The organism is Novosphingobium guangzhouense, from assembly GCF_002896965.1.
Taxonomy (GTDB): domain Bacteria; phylum Pseudomonadota; class Alphaproteobacteria; order Sphingomonadales; family Sphingomonadaceae; genus Novosphingobium; species Novosphingobium guangzhouense.
Map to the genome: position 1 here is coordinate 86670 of NZ_LYMM01000051.1, position 24909 is coordinate 111578.

17 protein-coding genes are annotated in these 24909 nt (G+C 62.7%); 5 read left to right on the forward strand and 12 right to left on the reverse strand.

The annotated features are described in order from the left end of the window. Positions 1-26: 26 nt before the first annotated feature. Positions 27-1571 (forward strand): FAD-binding oxidoreductase, encoded by a 1545-nt coding sequence (locus A8V01_RS18450; protein ID WP_170065982.1) that lies wholly within the window; start codon positions 27-29, stop codon positions 1569-1571. Positions 1572-1608: 37 nt separating this feature from the next. Here A8V01_RS18450 and A8V01_RS18455 read toward each other — a convergent pair whose 3' ends face one another. Further along, a complete protein-coding gene (locus A8V01_RS18455) occupies positions 1609-2847 on the reverse strand; it encodes a cytochrome P450 (protein WP_170065983.1) in 1239 nt (412 codons plus the stop codon). Positions 2848-2932: 85 nt separating this feature from the next. Further along, positions 2933-5092: a TonB-dependent receptor gene (locus A8V01_RS18460; RefSeq protein ID WP_170065984.1), complete on the reverse strand. Its 2160-nt coding sequence runs from the start codon at positions 5090-5092 to the stop codon at positions 2933-2935. Between the two features lie 226 nt (positions 5093-5318). On the opposite strand from A8V01_RS18460, the gene A8V01_RS18465 reads away from it, so the two are divergent. Then, positions 5319-6077, forward strand: coding sequence for an SDR family NAD(P)-dependent oxidoreductase (locus tag A8V01_RS18465; RefSeq protein ID WP_103097729.1), 759 nt, complete (start codon positions 5319-5321; stop codon positions 6075-6077). A gap of 78 nt (positions 6078-6155) precedes the next feature. Here the strand turns inward: A8V01_RS18465 and A8V01_RS18470 are convergent, their stop codons facing one another. Next, positions 6156-7583, reverse strand: a complete 1428-nt coding sequence (locus tag A8V01_RS18470; RefSeq protein ID WP_103097731.1) for an MFS transporter — start codon at positions 7581-7583, stop codon at positions 6156-6158. Positions 7584-7716: 133 nt separating this feature from the next. Then, positions 7717-8655 (reverse strand): hydroxymethylglutaryl-CoA lyase, encoded by a 939-nt coding sequence (locus tag A8V01_RS18475; protein WP_103097733.1) that lies wholly within the window; start codon positions 8653-8655, stop codon positions 7717-7719. 108 nt (positions 8656-8763) lie between these two features. Here A8V01_RS18475 and A8V01_RS18480 point away from each other — a divergent pair, with 108 nt between their 5' ends. Further along, entirely contained in the window at positions 8764-9186 is a 423-nt protein-coding gene (locus A8V01_RS18480; protein WP_103097735.1) for a cupin domain-containing protein, read from the forward strand. 12 nt (positions 9187-9198) lie between these two features. Here A8V01_RS18480 and A8V01_RS18485 read toward each other — a convergent pair whose 3' ends face one another. From A8V01_RS18485 to A8V01_RS18505, 5 genes are all read right to left on the reverse strand, one after another. Then, positions 9199-11277 (reverse strand): ATP-binding protein, encoded by a 2079-nt coding sequence (locus tag A8V01_RS18485; protein WP_103097737.1) that lies wholly within the window; start codon positions 11275-11277, stop codon positions 9199-9201. Between the two features lie 133 nt (positions 11278-11410). Further along, positions 11411-12415 (reverse strand): FecR family protein, encoded by a 1005-nt coding sequence (locus A8V01_RS18490; protein ID WP_103097739.1) that lies wholly within the window; start codon positions 12413-12415, stop codon positions 11411-11413. Further along, positions 12408-12929 (reverse strand): RNA polymerase sigma factor, encoded by a 522-nt coding sequence (locus A8V01_RS18495; protein WP_245892712.1) that lies wholly within the window; start codon positions 12927-12929, stop codon positions 12408-12410. The genes A8V01_RS18490 and A8V01_RS18495 overlap by 8 nt, the downstream gene beginning before the upstream one ends. Positions 12930-13016: 87 nt before the next feature. Continuing rightward, positions 13017-15950 carry a TonB-dependent receptor gene (locus A8V01_RS18500; protein ID WP_146037312.1) on the reverse strand — a complete coding sequence of 978 codons (2934 nt, stop codon included), beginning with the start codon at positions 15948-15950 and terminating at the stop codon, positions 13017-13019. Between the two features lie 116 nt (positions 15951-16066). Further along, positions 16067-18808 carry a TonB-dependent receptor gene (locus tag A8V01_RS18505; protein WP_103097743.1) on the reverse strand — a complete coding sequence of 914 codons (2742 nt, stop codon included), beginning with the start codon at positions 18806-18808 and terminating at the stop codon, positions 16067-16069. Positions 18809-19184: 376 nt separating this feature from the next. Here A8V01_RS18505 and acpA point away from each other — a divergent pair, with 376 nt between their 5' ends. Together acpA and A8V01_RS18515 are read left to right on the forward strand one after the other, a co-directional pair. Then, on the forward strand, positions 19185-20831 hold the full coding sequence (gene acpA / locus A8V01_RS18510) for an acid phosphatase (RefSeq protein WP_103097745.1): 1647 nt from the start codon (positions 19185-19187) through the stop codon (positions 20829-20831). A 79-nt stretch (positions 20832-20910) separates the two neighbouring features. Then, positions 20911-21954, forward strand: a complete 1044-nt coding sequence (locus tag A8V01_RS18515; RefSeq protein WP_103097904.1) for a Ca2+-dependent phosphoinositide-specific phospholipase C — start codon at positions 20911-20913, stop codon at positions 21952-21954. Positions 21955-21998: 44 nt separating this feature from the next. Here the strand turns inward: A8V01_RS18515 and A8V01_RS18520 are convergent, their stop codons facing one another. From A8V01_RS18520 to A8V01_RS18530, 3 genes are read right to left on the reverse strand one after another with little or no spacing between them, the layout of a single operon-like run. After that, positions 21999-23147: a class I SAM-dependent methyltransferase gene (locus A8V01_RS18520; protein ID WP_103097747.1), complete on the reverse strand. Its 1149-nt coding sequence runs from the start codon at positions 23145-23147 to the stop codon at positions 21999-22001. Next, positions 23144-23488, reverse strand: a complete 345-nt coding sequence (locus tag A8V01_RS18525; protein WP_103097749.1) for a hypothetical protein — start codon at positions 23486-23488, stop codon at positions 23144-23146. Before A8V01_RS18525 ends, A8V01_RS18520 begins: the two co-directional genes overlap by 4 nt. A gap of 23 nt (positions 23489-23511) precedes the next feature. After that, entirely contained in the window at positions 23512-24879 is a 1368-nt protein-coding gene (locus A8V01_RS18530; protein WP_103097751.1) for an MFS transporter, read from the reverse strand. Between the last annotated feature and the right edge of the window lie 30 nt (positions 24880-24909).

The following is a 24909-nucleotide window of genomic DNA, read 5'->3' on the forward strand; positions in this document are numbered from 1 at the left end:
CACCAAACCGATCGAGAGAGATGCCGATGCCCCTGCCCGATGCCCTCGACAGTGCCCCATCGCGCCTGCCGGACAGCGAAGCGGACTTCTTCGGCTCCGACGTCTACCGCCGCCACGCCACCCCCGCAGGCGTGTTCCGGCCGAGCAGCATCGCAGACTTGCGCGCCATTGTCCTCGCGGCGGCCGAAGCGGGACTGGCGATCCATACCCGCGGCGGCGGTGTGTCCTATACCGATGCGCACTTGCCCAAGCGAGCCGACAGCGTGGTAATCGACAGTTCGGGTCTCGGCCGCGTGATATCCATCGACGAAACCGACATGACCGTCACCGTCGAGCCGGGAATCAGCTGGAAGGCGCTGGACGATGCGCTCGCCTCGTACGGGCTGAAAGTGCCTTTCGTCGGCACCTTCAGCGGCCTTGCCGCAAGCGTCGGCGGCACGATAAGCCAGAATGCCAACGGTCACGGCTCCAACGCCAACGGCATTTCAGCAGACAGTGTCATAGCCGTGGAAGTGCTGCTGCCGGACGGGACATTCGTGCGCACCGGCACAACCGGCTCACAAGCGCACTGGGGCCATTTCCGCAACTATGGTCCGGACCTCGCCGGCCTGTTCCTGGGAGATTCCGGGGCCCTGGGCATCAAAACGGCGATCACGCTGAAACTGCTGCGTCGCAAGCCCGCACATGAGACCGCATCCTTCACTTTCCCCGACTTCGCCGCTCTGCACGGCTGCATGTCCACGATCGCGGCCATGAAGATCGAGGAGAAGTCATTCGGGCTCGATCTTGCGCTGTCGCAGGGCCAGATCGCCAGGCAGGACACCGGCACGATGCTCTCCGTAGCAAAGGGCGTGTGGCGTTCGTCTCCCAACGCGCTGGCAGGAGCGCGCAGCCTGGTTCGCATGGCAGCAGCGGGACGACGGGTTCTGGCCTCCGCGCCTTACGCTGCGCATTACATCGCCGATGGCTATTCCGCCGTGGAAGCGCGCGCCAAGATCGACGCCATTCGCAAGGTAGCGACTGGCTTCGGGCGTGAAATCGCCAACTCAGTGCCGACGGTCGTGCGGGCAATGCCGTTCCAGCCCTTGCACAATATGCTGGGCCCCGCAGGTGAGCGCTGGGTGCCGTTGCATGGCCTGCTCCCCCACTCGCGCGTGGCCTCGTTCCATGCCGCCTTTAGCGCTTACGTAGAGAGCAAGCGGGCCGAGATGGACCGCAAAGGCGCCTACATCGGCGCAATGTTCTCTTCGATCGGGGCAGGAACGTTCCTTTACGAACCGGCCCTGTACTGGAAGGACGAACTGACACCCTATCATGAACGGATGATGGAGCCGCGCTACCTCGCCAGCCTGCCGCGCCATGCCGCCAATCCCGAAGGTGCCGCGCTTGTCGAGGAAATCCGCACCGAGATCATCGGTCTGATGCATGCCCACGGCGCGGGCCATTTTCAGGTGGGCAAGCTTTACCCCTACGCGCGTGAACGTGACGAGGGTGCGCTGGCTCTGCTGCAGGCAATAAAGGCGCAGGTGGACCCCAGGGGGCTGCTCAATCCGGGCGCGCTGGGCATCTGACGCCGCAACTGCGCGAAATCCTGATCGACCGTGTGGATCAGCTCTTCGCGCTGATCCGCACCGGCAGTCGCTCCAGCCCGCGGAAAGTGAAGCTGTTGATCCACGGCCGCCCGGCAGAGAGAATTGCCACGTCATAGCTACCGAAAAGCTCGGTGAAAAACTCGGCGAGTTCCATCTTCGCCAGCAAATGGCCGAGGCAGAAGTGCATACCCGGCCCAAACGCCATGGAGCGATTGTTGTCGCGGTCCGGATCGATCTCGTCCGGCCGCTGCCACATGCGCGGATCACGGTTGGCGGATATGTTCATGCCATAGACGAAATCGCCTTTGCGGATCGTCTTGCCATGCCACTCGAAATCCTCGCGCGCTATGCGCAGCATGCCCTTGGCCATGCCGATGTAGCGCAGCAGTTCGTCCACGACTTGCGCTGCATCAGAAGAACTTGAAAGCAGGCGCTGCTGCAGCACCGGCCGTTCATGCAATTCGAGCATACCCAGTGTCAGCATATGCATCGTGGTCTCGAAGCCTGCGATGATGGTCGCATGGCAAGCCCCCAACAATTCATCATCGGACAACTGGTCGTTTGCATCGCGCGCCTGAACAAACTGGCTAAGCAGATCTTCTTTCGGGCTTTCGCGACGTTCGGCGATAAGCTTGAGCAGTTCAACGTTCATGTCGGCGAGGGTCTGGTGATAAAGGTCCACCATGTCTCGCGTCAGTACGGCTGCGCCGGTCGCCTGCTGGATCGCCCCAGCCCAGTCGGCGAACTGATCGCGCAAGTGGTCCGGGATGCCGAACATCGCAGTGATTACCCGCGCCGGAAGTTCACGCGCGACCGCGTGAACGTAGTCCACCTCGCGCCCGTCCACTTCGCTCAGAATGTCCGCGCTGATCTTGCGTGAGGCGGGACGCAAAGCGTCCACCACCTTGCGCGAAAACGCATTCGCCATCAGCCGCCGCAGGCGGGAATGAACCGGCTGATCGACGTTGGAAATCCACTTCTCCTCGAATTGCGCGACCAGAGGATATTCCGCCCGAACATCGGCCACGAGCGTGGAGAGAAACGGCACGATACGCGACGCGGACAGCCGCTGGTCCCGAAACGTCGCCATGACATCGTCGTAGCGCGTCACGATCCACGCCTGCTGCTTTTCGCTCCAGAACACCGGGTCCTGGCCCTGGAGCGCGCGCAGCGGACTCCAGGGATCTTCGAGGAAGGCCGGGGAGCCGAAGTCGACATCCTGCACCGGTTCTGCGATTCCGGTTTCTCCGGCCATTTGCATCACTCCTTGGTCATCAGTTTTATGCCGGGATGCCGACGCATCATGCCCGGCATCTGCTCAGGCACCGCACTGGCTTTGTTCACATCTTGTAGCGAAAGCCGATGCGCCAGACGCGCGGCTCCAGCGGGATCTTGTAGCCGAACACACCCGGTACGAACTCGGCCGAAGCGAACCAGTCCTTTGAATCGAACACATTGGTGGCCTGCGCATAGATCTGTATGTGATCGCCGGGCAGCTTGTAGGTGATCGACGCATTGGCGCGCCCGATGGCCGGATTCTGCGAGGCTTCCGATAGCGATACGAGCGAATTGTAGGACGAACGCCAGCTGTAATCCGCGGCGAGTGTCATTGTGCTGTCGCCCACCGGGATATCCGCCGTGCCGCCGACCTGATACTGCCAGCGAGAGATAAGCGGCAACCGCGTCGCCCCGGCAGTCGCCGCCTGAGATTCAGGATCGAGTTCCTGATATTTGTCGTAAGTGTAAGTCACGTTCCCGAAAAGGCTGACACCCTCCACGGGCCGCAGGGTCGATTCCAGTTCGATGCCCTGCACTTTGGCTTTGGCCGCGTTCTGGATGAGATAACTGCCTGCGACATTCCCCAATGCCAGCGTCTGCAGGTTGTCGAGGCTCTCATGATAGGCCGCAAGGTTCAGTTGCAACGCGCGATCAAGCAGGTCCACCTTGGCGCCGACTTCGTAGGACCATGCGAATTCCGGAGCATAAGGCCGCCCGTACCCGTCCGGTTCACCCGAATTGAGCGAGTTGAAACCTGCTGCCCGATAGCCGCGGGCCACGGTGGCATAGACCATCGCGTCAGGAGAAAACTTGTACTGAAGGTTGAACTTGGGCGTCCAGACGTTGGCCTTGATGGCGTAATTCAGTTCATGCATTACGCCCAGCGCATCCGGCGTGGTGCCGAAGAACCGCTTGGTATCGTGGGTGTAGCGGATACCCGCCGATGCAGTCAGGCCGGGCACGACCTCGTAGTCTGCCTGGGCATAACCCGCATAGCTTTTCGAGGTCGTATCGATCGTCGAAGGCTGGAGCTGATAGCCAAGGTAGATATCCCCCGCCGTGCCCTGTTCTGCATGTTCACGGAAGTAGAAGGCGCCCGCGATGAAGTGGAAACGATCGTCGGCACTGTTGGCAAGAAACTGGAATTCCTGCGTGAACTGGTTCTGGCGCCCCAGACTGTCACGATAGAACCCGACGATCGGGTCCGCATCGCTGCCCGGCGCCACGTAGCCCCCCGCAAAGTCGAGCGCCCAGCGCTCCTTGAGGTGCTGGTAGGCGGTGATGGAACGCACGGTGATCGCATCGCTCAGATCGTAGCCAAGCCTGCCGGAGAACGAATACTGCTCATTGTTGCCAAGGGCGGGAAGCGGCGTGCGAGTCTCGTAGAAGCCGATCGCCGGATTGTAGGGAGATGTCGGCTCGATCGGAAGGAAGTGCTGGCCGTCACTGGTGCTCTTGGCATAGCGCGCGGTGACCACCGCCTCCAGCTTGTCGACATTGGTCACACCAAGGGCAACCTGCCCACCGTAGCGGCGGAACTTGGTCACGTCCTCGCCGGTGTAGATGTTATGCTGCCAGCCCTGGTTGCGGTTGTCGTAGAAGCCCGAGGCCGCCAGCGCGAGGTTCCCGGTGATCGGCGCTCCGACGCTGACCTTGGCTTTCACTTCCTCGAAACGGGCGTAGCTGATGTCGAAATTCGCCCAGTGCTCCCCATTCGGCTGGCGGGTGACCAGCTTGATCGCCCCGGTCATCGAGTTGCGACCATAAAGCGTCCCCTGCGGCCCGCGCAGCACCTCGACCCGCTCGATGTCGGCAAGGTCGTAGTCAGCCGCGGAAAGGCGCGACTGGTAGACGTCGTCGATGTAGATCGCGACAGGAGATTCAGAGGTGATGGTGCCGCCGTTCTGTTCCAGCGCCCCGCGCATGGCGACCTGAAGCGTGCTTGGCGATGCGGTGCCCTGGCTCAGGTAAAGGCCCGGCGTGTTCTGCGCGATATTGACCACGCTGCTGATCGCGCGATCTTCCAGCATTTCGGGACTGAAGGCGCTCACGGCAATCGGAGTGTCCTGCAGCGACTGTTCACGACGCTGCGCCGTGACGACGATGTCGTTGCCGCTGACGGCCTCCGACGTAGTCTGAGCAGCCTCCTGCGCCATTGCCGGCGCAGTTGCGAATGTGGTGGCAAGAGTGGTGCTGAAAAGGAAACCGAACCGACTGGACATGACGATTTTCCCTGAACCTTTGTTGTCCGAGGAAGGTGCCTCACAACCGATTTCGGACAATTTGAGTCGAGTTCGTTGATCACCAGCCGATGATTTATCACTAGGCGGACAGCCATCAGAATCCGTGCTTGCCCGCGAACAGCGAAGGTTAACCGCGAAGCAGGGTCGCATCTGTGCCACACCGGCAACAGGTTGGAATCACATCTTATCGGGAACCCAAGTCACGATGATCAAAGACAATTTCACCGGCCTGAACGTCGTCGTCACCGGCGGTGCGGGTGGTCTTGGCAAGGCCATCGTCACGGCATTCGCTGCAGCTGGCGCCACTGTCATCAGTGCCGATCTTGCCACCTCCGGCGAAATTGCAGGTGATGGCAAAGTCATCGAACGCAGCCTCGACGTGACCAGCGAAGATTCCTGGATCGCGCTGATGGACTATATCGATCGCGAGCTTGGCGGCATCGACGTACTGGTCAACAATGCCGGCATCTACCGCCCCAACATCCCCTTCGAAGACATGCCCCTGGAGCTGTGGCAGAAGCACTTCGCAATCAATTCGGACGGCGTATTCCTTGGTTGCAAGCACGCCATCCGGCGCATGAAGGCCAGCGGCAGGGGCGGTGCGATCGTCAACATGGGCTCGGGCATGTCGATCACAGCCAACCCGACCGGGGCAGCTTATTGCGGATCAAAGGCCGCGGTTCTGATGACCACGCGCACTGCAGCGCGGGCTGCGGGGCGCTATGGCGTGCGCGTCAATGCAGTGCTGCCTGGCGCGGTGCCGACGGAAATGCTCATGGGCAACAAGCTGGATGGCGAGAGCGACGGTGACTTCCTCGCTAAGATGGAAACCTACAGCCCGCTCGGTCGCCTCGCCACGCCTGAGGACATCGCCAATAGCGTGCTGTTCCTGGCCGATCCGGCCAACAAGGCGGTCTCGGGCGTGTTCATCCCGGTCGACGGCGGGAACATTCCCGGCGCCTGAACTCAGCCGCAGTCCGAACACAAAAAACCCGCCCTGCTAAACGCAGGGCGGGCTTTTTTTCTCAGTGCAACGGGCCGATCAGCGCTCCAGGCCGGGCGACGGCTCAAGACGAGCCGCGTCCTCCCAGTTCTCCGGTCCCGTCGAAATCTCGGCCGGGTCGAGCCGGTAACGCGAAAACACCAGCAGGCTGAGGAACTGCGTGAGCACGGGAACGGCCGAGTAGAGGAGCACCACGCCCAGCACCGCGTTCTGGCTCTGCTGCACCACGCCATGGGTAGAAGACACGAAGCCGAACGCACTCATGATGATCCCCGCCACCAGCGGGCCAAGGGCGAATGCCAACTTCTCGGCGGCACTGAAGATGCCGGAAAACACACCTTCGTTCGCCGAGCCGTGGCGGCGGCGGTGCAGGTCGACGGTGTCCGTCAGCATCGAGAACGAAAGCAGCAGGAAGCCCGTGTTGACGACACCGATGAACACGCCGCGTGCCAGCACTAGCAGGCCTTCGCGCGTCAGGTCGCCGATCAACGGCAGGGTCAGGACTACCGGGCTCTCAGGCTCGACGAAGTACCACGTCACGGTAACCAGCATCCACAGTACCGAGCCCACGACGTAGCACTTCTCCTTGCCGAACCGACGCGACAGGTAAAGGAACGTCGGCTGGCTGAGCAGGCTGCCGCAAGCCATGGCGATCACGAACGTCGGAATGATGTGCACCAGGTTCAGCGCGTAGACGTAGTAGAACCCGATGACGGTATAGCTCGAAGCCTGACCGATGCCCTGGATGAAGGTGGTCGCCAGCAGGATCATGAACGGCTTGTTCGAAGCGACCGAACTCAGCTGATCCAGCATCTTGCCCGGTGCCTGCGTTCCCTTGAGCAGCGGCACGCCACGCAGGCCGAAGGCGGGGATAAGCATCGAAACGAGGCACAGCGCCGCAAAGGAGAACGCCATGACGTGCCAGCCATGCGCCCCGCCGCCCAGCGCGAATACCAGCGGCTGCGCCACGCCCACGCCGATCACTACGCCGCCGATCGTCGCCGCCATGCGGAACGTCAGGATACGGGTGCGCTCATGCGGGTCGTTCGAAAGCTCCGACGCGACTGCAAGATACGGCACCGAATAGATGCTGAAGGCCGTGGAAGCGACCAGGAACAGCACACAGACCGCAGCAGCAGCGACATAGGGGCTGGGATATTCGACAATGGCGAAAAGGCTGGCGAAGCCAAGGCTGGTCAGGATCGCGCCGATCCCCAGGAAGCCTGTGCGTCCCCAGGCTTCCTTCTTGCGATCGGAAAAGACGCCGACCAGCGGGTCGCACACGATCACCCAAAGCTTGGGGATCAGGATGACGATGCCCGAGAGCCAGGGCGGAATGCCCAGGATCGTGGTCATGAAGATCGGCAGGAGAACGGCCGGCGTGTCGCGGAAAATCTGCGCACCAAGCTGCCCGGCGCCATAAGCGGCCGCCGTGCGGGTAGGCACCCGTTTCAGGTCATGTGTCATGACGATGTTGCTAGCGTCCTTGAGGGAGGGAGGAGGACCAAGGACAGGACGCTAGCTTACGCGCGGGGGTGTATGGAAGAGCGAGATGACGTTGTCCGCAGAGCGAGAACCCTTGCGGCAGGCCAAGACCCCTTCAGGCGGCTTCGCGCACCCTCGCCGGCGTGAAGCCCAGCGGCAGGCCCGCATCGGTGACGAAGCCATAGAGCGGCTCGCCCGGCAGCGCTTCGGCTACGATCGAACGGACCTTGAAGAGCATATCCAGGTCGATCCCCGTGTCGACCCCGATGGCTTCGAGCATGAACGCAAGGTCCTCGGTCACGATGTTCCCGCTCGCCCCCGGTGCGAACGGGCAACCGCCGAGCCCCCCCAGTGAGGCGTCAATGGTGTCGAGCCCGCAATCCAGTGCCGCCAGCACATTGGCAAGGCCAAGGCCACGGGTGTTGTGCAGATGGATGCCGGTCAGCGCCGTGTCGCCCACCACGCCGCGTACCAGTTTCACCAGATGCTTCACGGCGGAAGGGTCGGCGTAGCCCGTCGTGTCGGAAAGGCCCACTTCGTCACAACCAGCTTCCATCAGCCGTTCCGCCAGCCGCGCGATCTGCGCGTCAGGTACGGAGCCTTCCAGCGTGCAGCCGAACACCGTGGAAAGGCTGCCCTCGAAATGCGGACGCTCGGCTTCGGGCAGCTCGCGGATCATCGCCGCGATCCGGGCGGCTTCCTCGACCACCTGATCGTGCGTCCGGCGCAGGTTCTTGAGCGAGTGGGTTTCCGAAACAGAAAGCGGCAGGGTCAGCTTGTGCGCTCCGGCAGCGATCGCATCGGCAGCGCCGCGCGCATTTGGCACCAGAACGGCAACGGTCAGGTCCGGCAATGTGCGCGCAAACGCCACGATCTCTGCGGTGTCGGCCAGCTGCGGCAGAAGCTTCGCGGGAACGAAGCTACCCACTTCAATCTCCCGCACCCCGGTGGCCGCTTCGGCGGCGATCCATGCCTTCTTGGCCTCGGTCGGCATCACTGCCTTGACGTTCTGGAGGCCATCACGGGGGCCAACTTCGCTGATCAGAACCGACACGTCTGGACGCTCTCTTCTTGCCTATATTGTTATATCTATATATCATTTGTTTCCAGCCTGTCCACCGGACTTTTTGCCGCTGCGACTGATCACTTGGGGAGCCGTGAAATGACCAAGACTGCCGTGTGCATCTATGCCGAAGCTGATGGTGGATCGCGCCTCGTCGACCTTGAAATTCCGCTGACCCGCAAGGTGATCGCAGGGGACGGCACCACGCATTGGGAAGGAATCGCGCCGGCTTCGATCTGGGGTATCGCCACCGGCGATCCCAGCCACTGCACCGACTGGCACCCCTGCGGCATGGCTGGCTTTTCCATCACGCTGGAGGGCAAGTGGGAAATCGAAGCGACGGATGGAACCCGCCGCCGCCTTTGCCCCGGCGACATGCTGGTGATGCTTGATACTACTGGCAAAGGTCACCGCTCATGGCCAAGTGGTGACAACCGCTGCCTGACGATGGGCGTCGGCTTCGGTGACGGCGTGGAAGAGCGGATGCGTACCCTGCTGGCCGCGACCCTCGCTGCCGCGTAAAGTCCGCAAGGTTCAGTTTTCGACGAGATCGCGCACGCGCGCGGCCAGCGTTTCGACGACGAAGGGCTTCGTCAGCACCTGCATCCCCGGTTCAAGATGGCCATTGCCGATGACGGAATTCTCCGCATAGCCGGTGATGAACAACACTTTGAGATCGGGCCTCACCTGCCGCCCTGCGTCCGCCATCTGGCGCCCGTTCATGCCGCCTGGCAAGCCGACATCGCTAACCAGCAGGTCGATGCGCACGTCTGACTGCAGCACCCTTAGCCCGGATGCGCTGTCGGCTGCTTCGATCACCGTATAGCCAAGATCTTCGAGGATATCCGTGATCAGCATGCGAACGCTCGGCTCATCGTCCACGACCAGCACGGTTTCGCCCGCGCCGACACCCGAAACCTTCACCTCGACCGAATGAGATGCGTCCTCTCCCGCATCGCCGTAATGGCGCGGCAGGTAGACACAGACCGTCGTTCCGTGCCCCACCTCCGAATAGATGCGCACCTGCCCGCCTGACTGCTTGGCAAAGCCGTAGATCATCGACAGGCCCAGCCCCGTGCCCTGCCCGATCGGCTTGGTGGTGAAGAAGGGGTCGAACGCCTTGGTTATGACGTCCGGGGGCATGCCCGTGCCGGTATCAGTTACGCAAAGCGACAGGTACTGTCCTTCGGGAACATCGTGGGTCCGGGCGCTGGCATGGTCCAGCCATTTGTTCGCGGTTTCGATGGTGATGCGCCCGCCATCGGGCATCGCATCGCGCGCATTGATGCACAAGTTGAGCAGCGCGTTCTCCAACTGGCTGGCATCCACCAGCGTAGGCCAGAGCGCCGCCGCGCCCACCGTTTCCACCCGGATCGCAGGGCCTACCGTGCGCTGGATAAGGTCCGTCATCCCGTTCACCAGCACGTTGACGTTCGTTGGGCGCGGATCAAGCGTCTGCCTGCGCGAGAACGCCAGCAAGCGATGCGTCAGCGCCGCCGCTCGCCGCGTCGCGCCTTGGGCTGCGACGAGATACTTGTCGACATCGGCGATGCGGCCCTGTTTCAGCCGCGTGCCCACCATTTCGATGGCCCCGGAAATGCCGGCCAGCAGATTGTTGAAGTCATGTGCAAGCCCGCCCGTCAACTGGCCGACCGCTTCCATCTTCTGGGCCTGGCGCAGTTGCTCCTCGGCCTTCATCAGTTCCTCGGTCCGCTCGGCGACGCGTTGCTCTAGCGTCTCGTTCAGCGCCCGAAGTTCGGCCGAGGCGCGATCGCGTTCCTGTTCGATCGTGCGACGCTGCTCGATATCAAGGAGCACGCCTGGGAAATTCAACGGCGCTCCGTCCGGGGCAAGTTCGACGCGGCCATTCGCCTCGATCCAGTAGTATCGCCCGTCCGCTCGGCGAACCCGGTACTGGTGGGCATAGGCTCCGCCTCGCCGGATCGCCTCGTCCATGGCGGAGGCAAGCCCGGCCCGATCGTCGGGATGAACCCTTGCCACGATCTGCGCCAGCGACAGGTCTTCACGCCGAAGGGCGGGGTCGAGGCCGAAGGACTGTGCGAAAGCCTCGTCGACCGTGAAGCGGTCTTGCGGGATATCCCAGAACCACGTGCCGATGATCGCACCCGCCGACAGCGCCAGTTGCACACGCTGGATGTTCTGCCGGGCCAGCGCCTCGCTGGCGAGCAGGGCATCCTGAGCACGGCGACGCGCTTCGATATCGCGGAACAGCACCGACACCTGCTTGCGACTTGCCGGCTCTACGCGTGCGGCGGAAACCTCGATATGCCGGCCGGCCGCAAGAAAATAGCGTTCGAAGCGGATCGGCTCGCCGGTCAACAGCACCCTGCCGTACAGTTCGGCCCAGCCTTCCGCATCGTCAGGTTCGAGTTCGCGCAAGGTCATGCCGACGACATTGGGGATGCCGGACTGGCGTTCGTAACCCGAATTCGCCTCTACATGGATGTAGTCGCTGAGCGGGCCGTGCGGGCCGTCGAAGAACTCGATGATGCAGAACCCGTCATCCAGCGCTTCGAACAGGGCGCGCAGCCGCTCCTCGCTGCGTTCAAGTGCGACAACGCGTTCGGCTTCAGGATCGGCAGGGTCGTTCATCAGGGGCGGGCTTCGATCTTCCGGTTGAACGCCAGCCCCTTAGCACGGACAGGCTGCGACGAAAGCGCATCGGGCGGCTTCCCGTTCCCGGCGAACGCACAATCTTGCTCTATCCCGGCGCATCTACTCCAGTTCAGGCCGCCACGGGCCTGTCCAGATAGACCGCGCCATCGCGCCGCTGCGTTTCCAGACCGAACAGCGCACCGATCAGCGCCAGAGATTCCTCAGGTGCATCCAGCCTGAAGCGGCCGCTGAACGTCAGCGCCGCAAAGCGCTCCTGCCCCAGCCGCAAAGGCACGGTGCTGTAACGAGACAGCCGCGCCACTGCACGGCCGAGCGGCATCGCCTGTGCATCAAGCCAATCCGTCTGCCAGTCTCCCGCGTCAGGATCAAACGTACCGCGGCTGCTGATCCTGTCAGCCCCGATCATCGCCCATTGCCGGGCAGGAACCACCAGCCGGCTGCCCGAGGCACCATCGATGCCGACTTTGCCGGAGAAGACACGCAGTTCGCTGCCGTCGGCGCCGTAATCGACACTGAAGCTGGTGCCGAGGGCGGTCATGCGCGCCTGCGGCGTGTGCACCTCGAACGGCCGTTCCGGATCATGCCGTACGTCAAAGCGTGCCGCGCCCTGCTCCAGCACGACCGCGCGGCGTCCCTGCGCAAAGTCCACCGCAACGCGGGAAGACGCGTCGAGCAGCAGGCCCGAACCATCAGGCAGTTCCAGTCGCCGTCGCTGGCCAACCGCGCTTGCAAGCAGGGTCGGGCCGGGCATACCATGGCGGCTCTCACCGCCCATTATCCAATATCCCGCCGCAGGCAGTGCAAGCGCACCGGCAAGCCCCGCCGCAATCGCCCGGCGGCGAGTGGCAGCGGGAGCATTCTGGCGCCACGCCCCCGGTCGCCGCCTCGTATCGGGACGGTTCGACGGGAGCGCCGGCGCCCCGGTATCGCTGCTCAACGCCTCTGCCAGCGCAGTGTCTGCCACCAGCCGCGTCATCCGCGCGAAGGCCCGTGCATGGTCAGGCGATGCATCAAGCCATGTCTTCAGTTCCTGCCGTTCAAGCGCCGTCAATTCATCAAGCCGGTCCGCCCAGTCGGCGGCAGTTTCCAGGATCGGGGCCGCGCGTTCATCCATGCTCGTTGTGCCCTTCTTTCTCCCCGCCGAGATCGTCTTCAAGCGCCAGCGCCAGATCAGCCATCGCCCGCACCAGATGCTTCTTCACCGCCTCCACGCTGATGCCAAGCTCTTCCGCGATCTCCTGCCGCGAACGATTTTCCATGTGCCGTAACCTGAACACAGCGCGCCGTGCCGGGGTCAGCCGCGCCAGCGCCGCTTCGAAGCGTTCGTAGCGCTGGCGATAATCGAGCACCTCGTCAGCAAGCGGCAGGTCGCATACGAAATCCAGCATATCGGCATCACCGATCCGCCGCGCCCTACGCGCGCCTGCAAGGATGACGGAATCCGCCACTCGATAGGCGTAGGCAAGCGGGTGCTCTATCGCCTGACGCCGCTCTTGCTCCATGACCCTGACCAGGGCTTCCTGCACCACATCCTCCACGCTGTCCGGATCACGCATGCGCTTGCGGACGTAATTCCGCAGCCGGTCCATCCCCCCCAGCAGGGAATTGCCGGCCTTGCTCATCAGCATTGCGCGGCTCCCTTCTGGCGGCCGATACTTTCGCGCCACTGCTGTAGAGCACGCAGCGGCCCGGCCGGGGACAGCAAGGCCGCAGGATCAATAAGCATAGCGCAGCCCTACAGCGATGGTCCGACCGCTGCGCGTGCGCGCCAGCAGGCGTTTCGCATTACGGTCGGTATATTGCTCGATCGGCGTATCGGTGAGATTCCGCGCCTCGATCGATGCCTGCAGGCCGGGCCGCAGCATGGCGTGAGCGGCAAAGTCGATCGTCGTACTGCCCCGGATCCAGGTGCCAATATTCCCGTTGTTCCCCACCCCGTCACGATACGTACCGCGATAGGCCAGAGCGACGCGTGCGTCCCAGCTGTGCCCGGTGTAGTAAAGCGTCGCATTGCCGGACCAGCGCGAAAGGTCGATCAGCGGCAGCGAAACGGCCGTGTCGTCGTACAGCACGTCGCTATGGCCAGATGCGAAGGTCGCATTCGTCTGCACGCCCAAACGGTCAAACGGTGCAGGAAGAAAGTGCAGGTCACGCTGCACCGACGCCTCCACGCCCAGGATCGAGGCGCCCGATCCATTGAGCGGACGCACCACGTTATAGAGCGTGTCGGCATCGACGCCGGAATACAGGAATGCAGTGGGCAACCCGGTCTGCGAATAGGGCATCAGCGTGGTGGCGGAAGTAATGAAGGAATCCATCCGCTTGTAGAACGCCCCCAGTGACGCATAGCCATCGCGCCCGATGTAGTGTTCCAGCACCAGATCCAGCGCGGTTGCGGTAAAAGGTCGCAGCGATGGATTGCCGGTCTCTACCGTGCCGCCAAAAGGCGTGGAGTTCACTGCAGCGGCCGCCCGCAGATCGGCAACGTCGGGCTGGTTCACATCGCGACTGAAGGCAAAGCGCAGCCTCAGGTCTGCCCGCACATCCAGCCACGCGCGCAGCGATGGCAGCCACGCCTCGTGGCGATTGCGCTGTCCCCTGTCCAGCGGCTGATCATCACCGCGCACCTCACCCGACGATGAGGTATCCGTCCGCAGGTACTGCAGCCCGAGTTCGACTTCCGCAGGCATCGCCCCGACTGCAAGATTCCACCGCGCCAGCGCGAAGGCGGCATAACTGTTTTCCCGCACGCGGTAGGCCATTCCCGGCAGGTTCGCCGATGCGGTGAGATCGCGCGACTGTCCCGTCGCCGCGAAAACCGCATCGACATCAGCCACGACGTAACTGGCCCACGATCGTATATCGAGGGGGTAGGTTGCGACGAGAGGTGCATCCTCGCCATAGTCCTGCGTCACACGCCGTTCATAGCCGTCGTTGCCGTAGAAGCGGTAGGTCGCGCCCGCCTTCAGTTCCAGCGCTGGCGCAAGGTAGCGCGACAGTTCGATCCGGGCGGCGACGTTCTCGTTAAGGATGGCGTCCTCACGCGCATCGGCGCGCATCAGCGTCCAGTTGGAGGCATCCACGACATCGAAGCCATAGCGATTGCGTGGATGCGCGCCCGTCGCCACGAATGCGAAGTCCTTTCCGGTGCTCTCAAGGAACGCCTTGTCGAATATCGGTTCGGAAAAATCGGAGCGCGCATAGCCGACGCGTGCGCTCAGCTTCGTATCACCCAGCGGACGCTCTGCCGACAACGCGAGTTGCGTGAAAGCAGTCCGATCCTGCGTGATCTTGCTTTCCGAGCGCATGTCGACGCCGCTGAAATCCCCGGCCACCATCGTGTCACCGACGATCTGCACGGAATTCAGAACTTGCGTGCCATCGACAGTGCTGGTGGTGAGGCCATTCGTTCCTGCTGCAGCGAGAGAGTTTTCCTTGCGATCGTTGTTGAGCCGCGCATGAACGGCATCTAGGGCCAGATGCAGGCCGTTCGCGTCTTCATGCTCTATCGCACCGACAAGATTGAGCCGGTCGAAGCGGTTGCTCCAGCTTGAATAGCTCTGCCCGCGCGACATGTAGACGGGATCATCTGCATCACCCGTCAGCCGGGCACGGTCGGCCTCGCTCACATCCGGACCGATATTGGCCGCGCCGAACGTCACGGGCACCCAGTCCCAGTTGCGATAACCATACTCGGTCACGCTGTTGCGGCTGTAGGATGCGGCCAGAAGCAGCCCCCAGGAACCGCTCCGCCGCGACAGTTCGGCCGTGAATCGCGGAGCCACTCCTGCGGCATTACCGGCACTTGCCGCGCGCACGGCAAGCAGGCTTACGTCGTCTGGCCGGTCGAACGGCCTCAGGGTATGCAAGGCCACCGTCCCACCCACGCCACCTGCATCATATTGTGCCGACCACGCCTTGCGCACTTCGATCCCGCTAAAGAGCGCCGCATCGAAAACGGAATAGTCGAAGCGCCGCTGACGGCTGGCTGAACCGCGGTTGTCCATTCCCGATGCAGTAGTCGCCAGGGCTTCCATCCCGTTCAGCGTGGTGCGGGTGAACAACGGACCAAGCCCGCGCAGCGAAACCTGCCGCCCTTCACCGCTATCCCGGCTGATGGCGATACCGGGCAGGCGCTGCAGGGCATCCGCCGCGTTGGGATCGGGGAAAGCGGCGACATCCTCTGCGCAGGTAACTTCGACGATGCCGGTTGCAGTGTGCTTGACCGCAACAGCCAACCGCAGGCTTTCACGATAGCCGGTGACGATGATCGGCTCTCCGACAACCTCCACCGGCGCTGCAACCGGCATCGCCACCGGCTTTGTTGCGCGCGATGCGGGGGTGACGAGGTAGCCGCCGGGCATGGCACGCACCGCCAGCGGCAGGCCGAGAAGCAGGCGGCGCAGGGCCTCGTCAGCACGGAGCCGTCCAGAAACGCCACGCTCCACCTGCATGTCCGGGGATGCAGAGGTCACCACCTGCATACCGCTTTGCCGGGACACCTGAGCCAGTACATCGCCCAGCCGACCCGCTGATACATGAAGCTGTTGCGGCCGGTCACGCACATCGCGCGCCGATGCTGCAACAGGCACCCCAAGGGCAGCAACCAACCAGAGAGCGGCAACGCTGCCGCGGGAGTGCGAATACACGGAAGGTGCGCCCTTTCGCGGGCGCGCCTAACAATACACCATGACAGTGATGTGACTTCACGCCATGCAACGTCCCGGCCCGTGCAGATAAGACCGGACCGGGACGTCGGCCCGGATCAGAACTCGAAACGCACACCGCCCATGATCGTGCGCCCGGCACGGGTCACGACATAAAGGCGCTTGGTGCTGTCGGAATACTGCTTTTCCGCCTGATTGGTCAGATTGATACCGTCGAGCGTCAGCTGGATGTTGTCCGTCAGCTTGAAGTGCGCTGCCATGTCGACATAGAGCGTACCTTCATAGCCCGACAGGTCCTGATCAGTGCCCAGCGTACTGGTTACAGGCGCCGCGCTATAGACATAGCTGCTGCGATAATTGCCCGAAACGCGCACATCGAACCGGGCATCCTGATAATACAGCGTGGCGTTGGCATTCACATGGCTCAACCCTTCCAGCGTGGTGTTGGTGCCGCCGCTGTAGACCGTCGAATAATCGTACTTCGAATCCACATAAGTGAAGTTGGCGGAGGCACCGAAACGGTTGAACGGGGCCGGCAGGAAGGTGAAGTCCGACTGCGCAGCCAGTTCGATACCCCACAGGTCCGTCTTGCCCAGATTGATGGGCCGCGAATAGCTGGCCACCTCCGTCGCAGCGGTCAGGCCATCAGCCAGGTCAAGAGAAAGGCCGGTCGAGCCATATGTCACGTTGGTTGCGGTCTTGGTGACGATGAACCCGTCCAGCGTCTTGTAGAACAGCGCCGCGCTGAGCGATCCAGTATGGCCGATGTAATATTCGACCGACAGATCGAAATCATTCGACTTGTACGGCTTGAGGTTGGGGTTGCCGGTAGAAACCGAAATCTCGCGCTTGCCGGTCGTCGCATCGGTGTCGCCGATCGAAACCGAACCATTCATCGCCAGCGCGCTGAGGGCCGGGCGGTTGATGTTCTTCGCCGCCGAAGCGCGAACGACAAGGCTGTCGTTCACGTCGAAGATCAGGTTCACGGCGGGCAGGAAGCCCTCGTAACGCGACTTCGCTTCGATCAGGCTGCTGCTGTCATTCAGCGTGCCCACACCTGCCGAATAGATATCCGTGCGATAATAGCGTCCGCCAAGGTTGCCGCGGAAACCCACGCTGCCAAGGGTATGGTTCCAGTCGTACTGGATAAAGGCCGCCCCCGTGCGTTCTTCCACCGAATAGATGCTGCTCTTGGTCGTGAGGTAATCGGCACGATTGACGCCAAGCGCCTCAAGCGCCTTATCGTAGTCCACGATCACCCAGGACTGGCCGGAATAGCCGTTATAGACCTTGGCATAATCGCTGATATCCGCGCTCACCGCACCCGATTTGAAATCACTCAGCAGTGCGTCATCGGTCTTGCGCTTGTAGCCCGAATTCTCGAACCGGCGCCATTCACCGCCCACGCTGATCTTGTCGTCGGGGGTCAGTTCGAATTCCAGGCTGCCCTTGACGTTGTCAAAAGCGGTGTCCTGATAGCTGGAGCTGATATCGATTTCGTGCGCGTGATAGTTCGACGCGTCGGCGGTGTCCCAGCCGTATGTGTTGACCAGCGAATAGTTGCCGCCACGGTAGTCCGAGATCACGTCTCCGTAGGCCTCGGTGTAGAAATGGTCGTCCACCGGCATATCGTAGCTGGACCGCTCGATCCCCCCGAGGAAGCGGAAGGTGAGGCGGTCGGTAATGCCGGTGTCGCCGCTCAGGACCAGTTGCTTGAAAGTGTTCTTGGTGTTCTGGACCCGCGTTTCGGTAGCCGTCTGGCCTCCCGAAACGTCAAGGTAAGTCACCTCGTTCTGGTCGTTCCATTCGATCGCGTTGATGGTCGAGGCAGGGTAAGTCACGCCCGCAAAGGTTTGCCCGCCGCCAAGCCAGGTCGAGCCACCGCCCCCGCGCGAGGCAAGATGCGTTTCGAAGCGATCTGCTTTGTACTGGCCATAAAGGCCATCAAGCGTGATGTGCGTGTTGCTGCCGGGATTCCACTGGATTGAACTGGTGATGCCAAGACGATCCTGCGTGCTGTCCCACACCGACAGTCGGTTTCCGCGCGCAAAGCGCAGCGTGCCGGAATTGATCTTGTCCTGCTCTTCCTGCGTCAGCCCGGAAATGTCCGATCCGTTCGCGCTGTTAAGACGCCAGCGGTACGTGTCGAAACCTTCCTCACGCGTCTTGCGGTGGCTGTAGGCGGCCGAAACGAGGATGCCGAAATCCCCCCAGTTCTTGGAAACAAGGCCCGTCAGACGCGGCTGGAAGTCTTTGGTCAGGCTGTTGGTGCCGCCCGAGGCCGAGATCGCGAACTTGTCTTCCTTGTAATCCAACGGGCGTGCGGTGAAGAGCCCGACGGTGCCGGCAAGGCCGCCTTCGGTCTGTTCAGCCGAATAGGACTTGCGCACATCGACGCGATTGAACAATTCGGCCGCGAAGATGTTGAAATCGAACGCACGGTCGCGCGTGCCCTGCCCGCGGCTGTCCTGCGGGGAATCGACGTTGCCCAGCACTTCCATGCCGTTGAGCTGAACGCGGGTGAAATCGGGGCCAAGGCCACGCAGGCTGACACGGCGACCTTCACCGGCCTCGCGGTTGATGGCCACACCCGGCAGGCGCTGCAGTGCTTCTGCAAGGTTGAGGTCGGGGAAGGCGGCGATATCGTCGGCAACGATCGAATCCTGGATGATCGTCGACTGGCGCTTCACGTCGCGCGCAAGATCAAGGCTGGCACGATACCCGGTAACAACGATCGCTTCTCCGGCATCATTCGCCGCGGCGGCATCCTGCGCCAGAGCGGGCTGGGCGAACAGCACAAGTCCCGTCGATACCAGCCAGAGGCTGCGCTTCGTCCACATTGCAAAAACTCCCCTTGTTCCGATCCGGATGCGCCGCAACGCAAGATCGCGTGCGACGGTCGGGCGGGGAGAGCGGCCAGAAGCGAAAACGGGGACAGAAAAAAGTTATGAAACTTCAGAGACTTTTCTATTACACTTTTGTTTCAAAACATATCTCAATAATAAACTTTCCAAACTTGCTTATTATTTCACCATCAATAATGAATAATTATTTCTGCATAAAAAATATTATAGAATTTATCTTTCACCTATACTCATGAAGGATAATCGCTTTCCACCAATAACGCGCACTTGGTCACATGCCTTCGATTTACGATTGACGGAGCCCCTCGCGGAAGGCCAGACGACCGGTAACCCCGCAATACCGAGGACCTCCATGACCAAGCCCGAAGCCCCCCGTCCGGGTTCGCTCAACCCAGATCGCCGCCAGTTTCTCGAAGGGCTCGCAGTGCTTGGCGCGGCCACGGCTGCCGGGGCTCCCGCTGCCGAAGCGCGTACAAGCAAGGGTTCATCCCCGTCCCCGGTTAGCGACGCAAAGCTGCGTGAGGCGATCGACACTGTCGTCGTGATCTACGCAGAGAACCGCAGCTTCAACAACCTCTTCGCCGACTTTCCGGGGCTGGAGCAACCGCTGTCCAAGGTTTCGGCCGATCGCTTCACCCAGCGTGATCGCGACGGCAAGCCGTTCGAGACGCTGCCGAAGATCTGGGAGGGACTCGTGCCTGACCGGCAGGTGGTCGAACATACCGAATACCTCATCGGCCCTGACGACCTTGCGTCGCTGCCCAACGCGCCTTTCGCGCTGAAGACCAAGGATGGCGATCCGCTGCCGCACGGCGTTGTGACACGCGATCTCGTCCACGCGTTCTACCAGAACCAGTGGCAGATCAACGGCGGGAAGAATGACGGCTTCGTCGCATGGGGAGACAGCGGCGCGCTTGTCATGGGGCATTACGGCGACACTCGCGCCCAGCTTCGGCTCTGGCAGGTCGCGCGTGAATTCACATTATGCGACAACTTCTTCATGGGCGCATTCGGCGGTTCGTTCCTCAACCACCAGTACCTGATCGCTGCGCAGCCCCCCTTCTATCCCGACGCGGATAAGGGCCCCGCTGCCCGCCGTATCGCCAAAGTTGAAGGCGACGACCCCAAAGGCATCCGCCTGAAGCTTGATCAGAAGACCGCCGCCAGTGCCATGGATGGCCCGGCCAGCTTCGTGACCAGCACGCTGTCGCCGGACTTCTGGGCGGTGAACACGATGCTGCCGCCCTATACGCCCACATACCTGCCCGACCCCGACAAGCCCGGTTATGCGGACTGGGCAAACGGCCAGACGCTGGTGCCTCAGGACCACCGCACCATCGGCGACATGCTTTCAGCCCGCGACATCGGCTGGGCCTGGTATGCGGGCGGCTGGAATTCGGCGTTGGGCAAAGATGCCTCGTTCCCGGCCCGCCCAAACCTGCAGCCGCATCACCAGCCGTTCAACTACTATTCCCGCTTCGCGCCGGGCACGAAGGACCGCGCAGAGCACTTGCGCGACGCAGGCGAGGGCAGCACGGCACGCACCAACCACTTCCTTGCCGATGCCGAGGCGGGCCGCCTGCCGCCGGTGAGCTTCTACAAGCCGCAGGGCAATCTCAACATGCATGCGGGCTATTCCGATATCGATGCCGGCGACCGCCATATCGCCGCCGTCATCGACACCTTGCGCGCCAGCCCGCAATGGGAACGCATGATGATCGTCGTCACTTTCGACGAGAACGGCGGCTGGTGGGATCATGTGGCCCCGCCCAAGGGCGACCGCTGGGGGCCGGGCACCCGCATCCCGGCGATCGTCATCTCGCCGCACGCCCGCAAGGACTTCGTGGACCACACCATCTACGACACCGGATCGATCGCACGCTTCCTCACCCGCCGCTTCGGTCTGGCCAAGCTGCCGGGCCTGACAATGCGTGAAGAGGCGATGCGGGCAGCCGGCGGCGTCGCGCCCGGCGATCTTACAGGCGCGCTCGGCCTCTGAGTAAACAGCGGATTGTCAAAGGCTTGTCATGGTCGGAGGGCATTCGCCCTCCGCCATCATCTCAGCCTGCGGAGCCGCCATGCCATTTATCGCCCCTCTCGTCCTTGCAGCCGCCGTGATACAGGCCCCGACCGAGCCGAAGATGAACGACATTCAGGTCGTCGGCACGCACAACAGCTACAAGCAGGCGATGAGCGATGACGTGCGCGCGCGTATCACCGCATATAGCGAAAAGCTGGCGCAGGCCCTCGACTACGCGCACCGGCCGCTGGCACAGCAGCTCGACAAGGGCGCCCGTCAGCTGGAAATCGACGTTAATTACGACCCCAAGGGCGGCTATTACGCCAAGGGTGCCAGTGATGCAGAGCTTCTGAAGCCCGGCTTCAAGGTGCTTCACATGGCCTTCAGCGATGCGGCCAGCAGCTGCGAACGGCTGATCACGTGCCTTGCGCAGATCCGCGACTGGTCGGATGCCCATCCCGACCATGCTCCCATCATGCTGATGTTCAACGCCAAGGAAGACGCAGACCTTGAGCATGGCAAACCGGCAATGCGCTTTGACGAGAAGGCGTTCGACGCGCTGGATCGCGAAATCCTGTCGGTCATCCCGCGCGACAAGCTAATCCTGCCTGACGATGTTCAGGGCCGCTACCCAACGCTGCGCGATGCGGTGTTGGCGGGGAACTGGCTGACGCTTGCGGCTGCGCGCGGGAAGATTTTCTTCGCTCTCGATGAACACGAGGCAAAGGTCGCTATCTATCGCGGAAAGCGCAAATCTCTGGAAGGAAGGGTTTTCTTCGTAAACACCGACGAAAACTCGCCCGCGGCTGCCTATCTGACGATCAATGATCCGATCGCGGAAGCCGATCGCATCGCCCGCGACGTCAAGGCCGGCTACATCGTGCGCACCCGTGCCGATGCCGACACCTGGGAGGCACGCAACGGCACTCTGGAGCGCCTCAGGGCCGCTTTGAGCAGCGGTGCCCAGTACATATCGACCGATTATCTCTGGGAAGACGCGCGCCTGCCCGGTTACCGCGTGGCCTTGCCGGAAGAGGCAACGGTGCGCTGCAACCCCGTCAGGCAGCCCACCGCTTCAACGAGGGATTGCGGTACGAACTGAGGCAGCAGGGCGACCGGACCAACCGGCCGCCCATCTGTCTTCGATCAGGCCACGCCCGAGGCGACGAACCACGATCGGAACACGCCCTCACTCTCCGACCCATAGCGAAACGGGCCGCTGCGCGCTGCCGGACTGGTGGCCTGATAGCCGGTTTCAACCGAGGAGAAGCCAGCCGCTTCAAACAGCGAACGGTAATCCGCGCTGAGCGCACCGCGCCAGTTCGGCTCGTTGTTGTATTGCGCTTCCAGTTCACCCGACAGTTCGACCCAGGCATCCGAATTGTCATGCAGCAACGGCACTTCAAGGTGGACCGCAACACCGCCGGGGCGCAGCAGACGGCGGCTTTCAGCGATGATCGCCATCGTTGCAGCCTGCGAGGTTTCGTGAAACATCACGCAGCTGAACACAAGGTCGAAGCTGCCATCCGCAAAGTCAGTCTTCTCCGCGCTCTGCTGCGAGAAGTGGACGCCCGCGCCAAGGTGCTCGGCACGCGCATGGGCATAGCGCAGCATCGATGCGCCAACGTCGATGCCGTGGACTTCGGCCTCGGGGAAGCACGTTGCCGCAGGGACGGTGCTGGTGCCGATGCCGCAGCCCATGTCGAGGATGCGCGCGGGGTTCAGGTCCGGGAAGCGGGTGAGGACGTGCGCCATCGCGGTCTGCCCGCGCAGGTCGTTCAGCATGCCCCCGTTGCGGCCCAGCATGTAGACCGCGCCGCCGCGGTCCATCATCGCGCCCTGCAGGATCGAGCCGTCGTCATGGGCATTGCCGCCCGGCATCAGGTGAATGTCCCCGCGCCGAATGTAGTCGGGCACCGCAAACTCCGGATCGGTGCGTACCGAACCCCTAGGCGCCTCGATCGCGGCCAGTTCTTCCAGATCACCCGCCTGACGTTCGACGCTGGCGGCAACGCTGGACCACAGCTGGCGCTGCGATTCCCGCTTGAGCGAGAGCCAGGTGGAAAAGCTTTCATGCCGACCCATCCGCTCGCGCAGTGCAGCGGCAGTATTGTTGGCACCTGCGGAGGTCTTCTGTTCGGCCGCGGCAATGCGGGCCTGCACCGGCTCGATCTGGCTCATGACGTAAAGCTTGAGGTCGCGCACGAAGAGCTGCTCGGCCAGTTCGTCATGGCTCGGCACAGCGATCAGCGGATGGTCCAGCTGGGCACGGCGTTCGGACATCTGTTCGCTCACGACAGGGTCTCCTCGACAGGGGCGTTAATCGCGGCCAGTTCGGCCTCGGCGGCTTCGCGCAAGGGGCGGAACACCTTTTCGAGCGTTGCCTTGCGAAGCGCTTCGCGCTGCGCGGCGGCCTCGACATCCGGCTCGAAGGCATCGATCGCGCCGCCGGGTAGTGCGCCCGATGCGGCCAGCAGACGCTCGGCCGCATCAAGACGCGCGCGCATTACGGTCACTTCCGAAGTCAGGCCGACGATCATCGCCAGCAGTTGCTCGTCCATCGGGCGGCTGCCGTCGATGGCATCAAGCCGGTTAGGCGTGCGGGGCAGGGATTTGCCCAGGGACTGGCTGGTCATGACTCGCGGAAGCTCTCGTTGCGTCAGTTGGACTGTACTCCCACTGGCTGCAACGTCGAGGCTTGCGGCTCAACTTCATCCTTGGCTGTCTCCGGCAGGCGGTAACGCAGCATGATGATGCTGGAAACGACCGCGGCCAGCGCGGGGACCAGCGAGACGGTGACCATGATGCCTGTCTTGACGCTGGCGGGCTGCTCTTCCGCACCGGCGCCCGTGGCCGAAACGAAGCCGGTCCAGCTCATGATCGTGCTGAACACGAAGATGCCGAAAGCCGAAGTGCCCTTCTCCACCATGACGAACACCCCCGCCAGCATGCCTGCGCGGTTCTCACCCTGGATACGGCGGGAATAGTCCATGGTGTCGGTCAGCACGGTGTAGAGGCCTAGGAATACGCCCCCGCTCGCCGTGCCGGACAGGGCGCAGGCAATGTAGATGAGCGGGAACGGAGAGCCCGCCGGGATCAGCGCCCAGACGGTATAGGCGATCGCACATAGGCTGCCCGCGCTGACCAGCGCGTTGCGGCGGCCGAAACGGCTCGCCATGCGAACCCAAAGGACTTGCGAGATCACCATCATCGCCGTCTGCACCGCGAAGATCGTGCCGAGCGCGGTGTCGGTCACGTGCAGGACATGGCGGGTGTAGTAAGGGATCGCGGTTATGTGGACGGCAAGGCCCGAAAACAGGATCAGCTTGAAGCCCATCAGGCACAGGAACGGCTTGTTGGACCACAGTGCCGCCCATGTCGCGCCCAGCGATCCGGTCGGCTTCGTCTCCGCCTCTACCGGATGGCGTTCCTTGAGGAGCAGGAAGGCCGCGATGCCGCCTAGTGCAATGGCAATGCCCAGCACCAGCGCGACGTGGCCGTGCCCCGCCCGGTCGCTGCCCAGCCGCGCCAGCAGGAACGGCGCCGCCGAAGTCGCCGCGAAACTGCCCAGCGAAGAACCGTAGACGCTGAAGGTCATCAGCCGCGAACGAGCATGGAAATCGTCCGTGATCGCGCGCCCGATCGCAAGGTAGGGGATGCGGAACATGGTGTAGGCGGTCGAGTAGAGCAGCAACGTGAAGCCCACATAGAGCCACATGCTGTCACCCTGCAGTCCACCCGGCACGTTGAAGAGCAGGATCATCGACAGGCCCGCCAGTAGCCCGCCGCCCAGCAGGTAGGGCCGGAACTGACCGAAACGCGTGCGGGTACGATCGCCGATGTAGCCCATCAGCGGGTCGGTCATGGCATCGTAAATCTTCGCCGCGACTGTCAGCATCCCGGCCAGCGCAATGGCAAGACCAAGCGAGTCGGTCATGAACCGCAGGTGCAGCAGCCCGACGGCGCTTACCAGTGCGGCGGAAGTGAACGAGCCGATCGCCCATCCGATGTACGCGCTTTTCTTCATGGGGCATCTCCCTGCATGATGCCGGATTAC

Coding starts and splice junctions, on each gene's coding strand:
- A8V01_RS18495 (WP_245892712.1), bottom strand. CDS start 12,929: ATGCTGATGAGCAAGGCCGGCAATTCCCTGCTGGGGGGGATGGACCGG.
- A8V01_RS18470 (WP_103097731.1), bottom strand. CDS start 7,583: ATGACACATGACCTGAAACGGGTGCCTACCCGCACGGCGGCCGCTTAT.
- A8V01_RS18455 (WP_170065983.1), bottom strand. CDS start 2,847: ATGGCCGGAGAAACCGGAATCGCAGAACCGGTGCAGGATGTCGACTTC.
- A8V01_RS18465 (WP_103097729.1), top strand. CDS start 5,319: ATGATCAAAGACAATTTCACCGGCCTGAACGTCGTCGTCACCGGCGGT.
- A8V01_RS18460 (WP_170065984.1), bottom strand. CDS start 5,092: ATGTCCAGTCGGTTCGGTTTCCTTTTCAGCACCACTCTTGCCACCACA.
- A8V01_RS18485 (WP_103097737.1), bottom strand. CDS start 11,277: ATGAACGACCCTGCCGATCCTGAAGCCGAACGCGTTGTCGCACTTGAA.
- A8V01_RS18450 (WP_170065982.1), top strand. CDS start 27: ATGCCCCTGCCCGATGCCCTCGACAGTGCCCCATCGCGCCTGCCGGAC.
- A8V01_RS18490 (WP_103097739.1), bottom strand. CDS start 12,415: ATGGATGAACGCGCGGCCCCGATCCTGGAAACTGCCGCCGACTGGGCG.
- acpA (WP_103097745.1), top strand. CDS start 19,185: ATGACCAAGCCCGAAGCCCCCCGTCCGGGTTCGCTCAACCCAGATCGC.
- A8V01_RS18525 (WP_103097749.1), bottom strand. CDS start 23,488: ATGACCAGCCAGTCCCTGGGCAAATCCCTGCCCCGCACGCCTAACCGG.
- A8V01_RS18515 (WP_103097904.1), top strand. CDS start 20,911: ATGCCATTTATCGCCCCTCTCGTCCTTGCAGCCGCCGTGATACAGGCC.
- A8V01_RS18480 (WP_103097735.1), top strand. CDS start 8,764: ATGACCAAGACTGCCGTGTGCATCTATGCCGAAGCTGATGGTGGATCG.
- A8V01_RS18505 (WP_103097743.1), bottom strand. CDS start 18,808: ATGTGGACGAAGCGCAGCCTCTGGCTGGTATCGACGGGACTTGTGCTG.
- A8V01_RS18530 (WP_103097751.1), bottom strand. CDS start 24,879: ATGAAGAAAAGCGCGTACATCGGATGGGCGATCGGCTCGTTCACTTCC.